The 7,326-nt window shown below is 63.9% G+C and carries 5 protein-coding genes; 3 read left to right on the forward strand and 2 right to left on the reverse strand.

Features of this window, described 5'->3' with window-relative positions; all coding sequences use genetic code 11:
• Both AC1DW9_RS35755 and AC1DW9_RS35760 read right to left on the reverse strand, forming a co-directional pair.
• On the reverse strand, positions 1-1,454 hold a 1,454-nt coding region (locus AC1DW9_RS35755; RefSeq protein WP_476855366.1), incomplete at its 3' end, for a DUF3300 domain-containing protein.
• Positions 1,455-1,565: 111 nt separating this feature from the next.
• Positions 1,566-1,832, reverse strand: coding sequence for a hypothetical protein (locus AC1DW9_RS35760; RefSeq protein WP_441509210.1), 267 nt, complete (start codon positions 1,830-1,832; stop codon positions 1,566-1,568).
• Positions 1,833-2,158: 326 nt separating this feature from the next.
• Between AC1DW9_RS35760 and AC1DW9_RS35765 the strand changes: the two genes are divergently transcribed.
• The 3 genes from AC1DW9_RS35765 to AC1DW9_RS35775 form a co-directional block, all read left to right on the forward strand.
• Complete coding sequence (locus AC1DW9_RS35765; protein WP_476777381.1) at positions 2,159-4,921, forward strand: decarboxylase; 2,763 nt, start codon at positions 2,159-2,161, stop codon at positions 4,919-4,921.
• A gap of 54 nt (positions 4,922-4,975) precedes the next feature.
• Positions 4,976-6,667: an aspartate-alanine antiporter gene (gene aspT, locus AC1DW9_RS35770; protein WP_476855367.1), complete on the forward strand. Its 1,692-nt coding sequence runs from the start codon at positions 4,976-4,978 to the stop codon at positions 6,665-6,667.
• 53 nt (positions 6,668-6,720) lie between these two features.
• Positions 6,721-7,326, forward strand: a 606-nt coding sequence (locus AC1DW9_RS35775; protein ID WP_476855368.1) for a PLP-dependent aminotransferase family protein, incomplete at its 3' end; no start/stop codon positions are given.

The raw sequence follows: 7,326 nt of genomic DNA on the forward strand, positions 1-7,326 counted from the left end.
ATATGATCCTTGAGCGCGACGTCGGAACGCCGCCCACCGCCGCCCCCGCGACCGCCGCCTCCACGCCCACCGCCGCCACCCATGCGCGCGCCACCGCCGCCGCCCATGCGTGCCCCGCCGCCGCCAAACCCGCCGCCCCCCGCTCTGGGACCACCGCCAAATCCGCCGCCACCCATCCGCGCTCCGGCATGAGCGAAGCTCGTCTGTCCGCGCTGGGATTGCAGATTGGCTGCCCTGCCGGGCTGCATGTTGCCGAAGGCATTGTCGCGGCGCGGCCCACCCGCCCGATTGACGTTGCCGCCGCCGGGACGATTGGCCTGCGCCGGCCTTTGCGCGTTCGGACGGTTCTGGCGTGCGCGGTCGGCGGTGGCAGGACGGTTCCCTGCCCCGCGATCGGGACGCGCTGCACCGGCGCCGGCATTGGGGCGATTGCCGGCATTGGGKCGGTCAGGCCGATTGGCCCCCTGCCCGCGATCCGGCCGGTTGCCAGCTCCGGTGTTGGGGCGATCGGGCCGGTCCGGGCGGGCCTGRTTTCCGTCCCGCCCGCGAAAGTCCATGCGKCCGTCGCTGCCCGGRCGCGAGGTGTTCGCAAACCGCTGCTGAACCTGCGAATTGCCGTATCTGACCCCYTGGCGATGCTGCGGATTGTGCTGCCAGTGCGTCACGCGATCGCGGTTGATATTGATGTTGTTGTTGTTCCAGTTGATGTTGCCGCCCCAATAGCCGCCGGTCGCCCAGCGTCCGAGCGCGTAGGCGGTGCCGAAGGCGAGACCGGTCGCAACGACGCCGGCCGCTATGTAGCCCGTGTAGGGAAAGTAGTAGGGCGGATATTCCGGATAGGGCCAGGAGCCGTAGACGACGCTGGGCTCATAGTACGGCACATAGATGGTGTCCGGTGCCGTCGGCGCGATCGCGATGGTCTGCCTTGCGCCCTCCTGCTGCACGGTCACCGTCTGCTGCGTACCCGAGGTGAGCTTCTTGTTCTCGTAGGCCCGCGACCTCATCCGCTGGACAGCGTCCATGACGTCGGTTTCCTGAGCGAGAACGGCATCGCCGAGCTTCCGCGTCCAGTCCAGGTTCTTGCTCATCATCTCCAGCACAGACGGCGTGGCGACCAATGCCTTGACGCTRTCGTCCCAGGCCTGTTTCTCCGCGGCGGCCTTGAGKGCGTCKCCCTTGAGCTTCTTGTTCTCGGCAGCCCAGCGCTGGGCCTGTACGACTTCGAGCGGATAGGTCGAGGCCATCAGCACCTGAGCCAGCAGGGTGTCCGGATAGAGCGCCACGGGAGCGAGGAGCGCGTCGAGCTGCGCTGTCGCGAGCAGGGCCTGATCGACCGGCAGGGCCGCGGGCGTCACTGCCGCGCCCGGCGAAGGAGCGGGCGCCTGCGCTTGTGCGAAGGATTGAAGGGGGGGCGCCAAGGCCAACACGCCCGCCAGCACGAACTGGAGAATCATCGCACGCTCCCGATTTCCGCTCCTTCGGGGCGCTCGCACCTCGGAAGGGCATGCTGCCGGAATGTCGAGGCCAGTATCAGGACAGCCCCGGATACCGAATTCGAGCCGTTGCTAGCGCAGGTTGCTTGGGGCGGTGCCATGGGTGCGCTCCCACTCTCGCAGCGCCTCGAACGCTTCCTTGTTCGCGCGGCCCTCCTCCATGGCTTTCGTCAATAGGCCGCTCTGCTTCATCATCTGGTTCTCGTAGATGAAATCCCACATGCAGCCATTGATCTTGTTGCATGAGTTCGCTGTTCCGACGGTCTGCGCGGTAGCTGATGCGACAAGAACCGCGGCRGCCATTACGACGGACGCTGCRAGGGTGATCAGCCTGCTCATCATCAAAGCCTCCACGMTCAATTCGCGCACCGATCCGGGTAAGCTGCCACGCAAACCGTATCTGCCTATCGACTTGAGGCCACAGCCTATACCSACGCAGGACATCGCAATGCGCTCCGACCTGCCCGGTGAATTCTAGCGAATTCCTGCCGATAAGAACCTGTCCCTAAGGACAATACGCCGACGCCCCTCGATGTGCTGTTCTCAGCGCAGGATTTTTCAGCGGCAGTTTGCGCGGGCGCGGCCAYGCYGCCCGCAGGCGGTCGAGCGGAACGTACCGAAAGCGATCTGAACCTCGACCTCGTTCAACCAGGGAAGGATTCGGAATGTCCAGCGCTGCCAAAGATGCGCGGTCGATCGACCATTTCTTCTCCGCRCCGTCCGGACGCCATGATCGGTGGCGGGACCTTCATTCTCTCGCAAGATCCTGGGCCAATGGAGACGCAAAGCGGGGCGCCGTCGAGCAGGCCCTCGATGACCTCGGCGTGCTCGAGGAGTTCCATGCCTTTCCCGGCACGGAGCTGATCGCGGCGCTGCGCGAACGYCTCAGGAAYGAGGACAAGGCCGGATTTCTCGCTCTKGCGAAGCGCATCTCGGTCGACATCATCACAGGCAACTACAAGCATGACGCAGGCGAACGGCAGGCGGCCGATCTCTCCCTCCCCGAACCCGCGGATCTGCTGCCGCCGGCACTTGGCGAAACCCAGACGCATCGGCCCTATTTCGARCTGCTGATCGTATCGCCCGCGCCGCCCGCCCGRTGGCCSCAYATYGCCGGCGAGTTCCGCAGGCTGCGACGGCAGGAAGATGCCTTCATCTATGAATCCGTGCTGGTCGGAAGTCTCGAGGACGCTGTCTGCGCCGCGGTGATGAACCCCGACATTGCAGCGGTCGCGATCTATGAGGGCTTCGCGCTGCGCTCTCGCCATGACGCATCGGTGCTGAGAAATGTGCTCGCCACCCAGCAACCCTTGCTGCAGGAGGCGGACGAGGCCGACCTGTCGCTGCGCCTGGCTGCGGGGTTGAAGGCGATCCGGCCGGAACTCGACATCTACCTTCTGTCGGATCGCCGGGTGGAAAAGCTCGCCGGCGATCCCCGCGCAGCCATGATCCGGCGGGTCATGTACCAGATCGAGGAGCCGCTCGAACTCCATCTCTCACTGCTGGAGGGCATCCAGGCCCGCTTCGAGACCCCCTTCTTCGACAATCTCAAGCGCTATGCGCAAAGACCGATCGCCACCTTCCACGCGCTGCCGATCGCGCGTGGCAAATCTGTTTTCCGCTCGCCCTGGATCCGCGACATGGGGCAGTTCTACGGCATCAACCTCTTCCTGGCGGAGAGCAGCGCGACRACGGGCGGGCTCGACAGCCTGCTGGAGCCCACGGGCAACATCAAACGGGCACAGGACATGGCTGCGAGGGCCTTCGGCGCCGAGCACGTGTTCTTCGTCACCAACGGMACCAGCACCTCGAACAAGATGGTTCTGCAGGCGCTGGTCGCTCCGGGCGATATCGTCATCCTCGACCGCAACTGCCACAAGTCACAYCATTACGGGCTGGTGCTGAGCGGAGCGCAGCCCTTCTATGTCGAAGCGTTCCCGATGGCGGAATTCTCGATGTATGGCGCGGTCCCGCTGCGCACCATCAAGAAGGCGCTGCTCGACCTGAAGTCCGAAGGTCGGCTCGACCGGGTGAAGATGCTCGATCTCACCAACTGCACCTTCGACGGCCAYATCTACAACACGCGGCGCGTCATGGAGGAATGCCTGGCGATCAAGCCAGACCTGATCTTCCTCTGGGATGAAGCCTGGTTCGGCTTCGCGCGCTGGTCGCCCTTCCTCCGGCCTCGGACYGGCATGGGCGCAGCCGCCGACATCGAAGCCTGGGCGCAGACGCCCGGAGCAGTCGAACAGTTCGAGAAACAGCGCGCCGAACTCGGTAATGCGCCTTCAGCCGACAAGCTGCTGCAGACGCGCCTCATTCCCGATCCGCGCGCCATWCGCCTGCGGGTCTATCAGACCAACTCGACCCACAAGTCGATGTCGGCCATCCGCCAGGGCTCCATGGTGCTGGTGAAGGATGTCGATTTCCACACGATCGAGGCCCAGTTCCACGAGGCGATCTTCACCCATGCCTCGACCAGCCCGAACCAGCAGCTGATCGCAAGCCTCGATGTCGCCCGTCGCCAGATGGAGCTCGAAGGCTACGGCCTCGTCATGAACGCCATCGAGATCGCTCTCGACATTCGCCGCGAGATCAACTCGCATCCGCTGATCTCCAAGTATTTCAGCATCGTCGGTGCCGATGGGATGGTGCCCAAGGAGTACCGCTCCAGCGGCTTCGTCGACTTCCTGGCTCCGGGAACGCGCTGGGATGATCAATTGCGCAGCATGCGCGAGGATGAGTTCTGCCTCGACCCCACCCGCATGACCCTGGTCTGCGGCACGGCYGGCTTCGATGGTACCAGCTTCAAGGGCCTGCTTGCCTCCGAATACAACATCCAGCTCAACAAGACCTCGCGAAACTCGGTKCTGCTGCAATCGAACATCAACAACACGCGCAGCGATGTCGCGCTTCTGATCAGCGTGCTCCTGAAGATCTGCAGGAGCATCGATACAAGGCTCAAGCACGGTGGCGAGGCGGAGCAGACGGCCTTCGCAGCGCGGGTCAAGGCGCTGATGAAGGACGTGCCCGATCTGCCGAATTTCAGCCATTTCCACGAAACGTTCCGGCAGGACGCAGGYGAYAAGACCCCGGAAGGGGACATCCGCACCGCATTCTTCGCCGCCTATTCCGAGAAGCAGTGCGAGTATGTGCCGATCGACAGCCCCGAATGCGACCTGCGCCTCAAGGACGGGCCGGACATGGTCTCGGCCAATTTCGTGATCCCCTACCCGCCCGGCTTCCCGATCATGGTGCCCGGCCAGGTCATCACGCACGAAACGATCACCTTCATGCGCAAGCTCGATGTGAAGGAGATCCATGGCTACGAGAAGGCCAAGGGCCTGAAACTGCTCAGAACAGACGTGCTCGCCGGCAAGAAGAGCGCCAATCACGAAACAGCCCGCAAGAAACCGCGGGCTTCCTAGCTCACTTGCCAGCGAATGCGCGGCAGTTCGGCGCCGCCAAATAGGGAGATCGGCATGTTCGAATGGTTCGCCAGTACGCTTCGCAGCTATCCTGAGATCGCGCTCTTTCTGTCCCTGGCGATCGGATACTATGTCGGTGGCTTCGCCTATAAGGGCTTCAGCCTCGGGGCGGTTACCGCCACGCTGGTCGCRGCCGTCATCATCGGCCAGCTCGGGATAACGATCTCACCGAACGTCAAATCGACGTTCTTCCTGATGTTCCTGTTCGCCGTCGGCTACGGCGTCGGCCCGCAATTCGTGCGCGGCATCGCCAAGGACGGCGCRCCSCAGGCGATCTTTGCGGTCGTCGTCACCGTCTTCTGCCTCGTGATACCGGTCATGATCGCAAAGATCGCCGGCTACCATCCGGGCTATGCGGCGGGCCTCTATGCCGGCTCGCAGACGATCTCGGCCTCGATGGGCCTGGCGACCGACGCCATCAACCGSCTCGGCCTCACGCCGGAACAGACCAAGGAATGGCTCGACGCGATGCCCGTCGCCTATGCGGTGACCTATATCTTCGGCACRGTSGGATCTGCCGTCGTCATTGCCCAGCTCGGGCCCAAGATGCTCGGCATCGACCTTGTCCAGGCCTGCAAGGACTATGAGGCACGTCTCGGCGGCGACAAGGAGCTTGGCGGCCCGGGTTCGGTCTGGCGGCGCTTCGAGCTGCGCGCCTTCAAGGTGCGAAGCGGCGCCAGGGTTGCCGGCATGCGCGCGGTCGATGCCGAGGCGCTGGTTCCCGAYGCSCGSGTCTTCGTCGAACGCATCCGCCGCAAYGGCATCATCGAGGACGCGACCACCGATACGATCCTYCAGGARGGCGACATCGTCGCCATCGCCGGCCCGCGCGAGGTTCTCGTCAACCTGATCGGCCAGGCCGCCGAAGAGGTCGAAGATGCCGAGCTYCTCGACGTCAAGGCCGAGGGKGTCGACGTCTACGTSACCAGCAAGGATGTCGACGGCAAGACGCTCGCAGAGATCGCGCAGATGCCGCAGGCGCGCGGCGTCTTCCTCCGGAAGATCGTACGGGGCGCGACTGCAACGAGCATCCCGATYCTCGCCAATACCGTGATCAATCGCGGCGATATCCTCACCATCGTCGGMCGGACCCAGGACATTGCCGCYGTCGGCAAGGTCATTGGCCATCCCGACCGKGCCAGCGACGTCGCCGATGTCGCCTTCATCGGYGGTGCCATYACMCTYGGCGCGCTGATCGGYGCGATCGTCTTCAAGGTCGGGGGYGTCCCGCTGACGCTCTCGACCGCGGGTGGCGCGCTGATYTCCGGCCTGGTCTTCGGCTGGCTCCGTTCCGTGCGMCCGTTCTTCGGCCGCATYCCAAGTTCGACCGTCTGGTTCATGAACTCGGTCGGCCTGAACATCTTCATCGCGTGCGTCGGAATTTCCGCCGGCCCCGGCTTCGTCAAGGGGCTGCAGACACAAGGCGTTGGCCTCTTCCTCTGGGGTGCACTGGCCTCCACGATCCCGCTGATCCTGTCCATGTATGCCGGGAAGTATGTGTTCAAGTTCGACCCCGCCATTCTGCTCGGGGCCGTGTCCGGCGCACGTACCACCACGGCATCGCTCGGGATGGTCTGCGATATCGCGCACAGCCAGGTCCCGGCCCTGGGCTACACCGTGACCTACGCGGTCGGAAACACCCTTCTGACGATCTGGGGCATGGTGATCATCATGCTGCTGACCTAACCCGCGACACGCCCAGACGCATCCACTGCACATGAAGAACATGGAGAAATGCCATGGACCTGGTGAAGTTACGCAGTTTCGCAACCCTCAGCCCCTTCGAGATCAAGGACGAACTGATCCGTCTCGCAAAACAGACTGCGCAAACCTCCTCGATCGCCCTTCTGAATGCCGGCCGCGGCAATCCGAACTGGGTCGCGATGACGCCGCGCGAGGGCTTCTTCCTGCTCGGGCAATTTGCGATCACGGAAAGCAGGCGCGTGATGCACAAGGCCGCCGGCATCGGTGGCATGCCCAAGGCCGAGGGTATTGCCGATCGGCTGGAGAGCTGGCTGGCGGATCACAAGGACTCGCCCGGCGCCACCTTCCTCCGAGAGATGGTCGCCTTTGCCATCAATAAGTTCAGCTTCAAACCAGACGCCTTCGTGCACGAGCTTGTCGACTCGATCATCGGCGACAATTATCCGGTGCCTGACCGCATGCTCGTGCATAACGAGCGCATCGTGCATGAATACCTGATGTGGGCGATGTGCGGGGAGCCGCACCCATCCGGCCAGTTCGACCTCTATGCCGTCGAGGGCGGAACGGCAGCGATGTGCTACATCTTCAAGTCGCTGAAGGCCAACCGGCTCCTGAACCCGGGCGACACGATTGCCCTGGCG

The sequence above is a fragment of the Allobosea sp. P4_E12 genome (assembly GCF_056401655.1).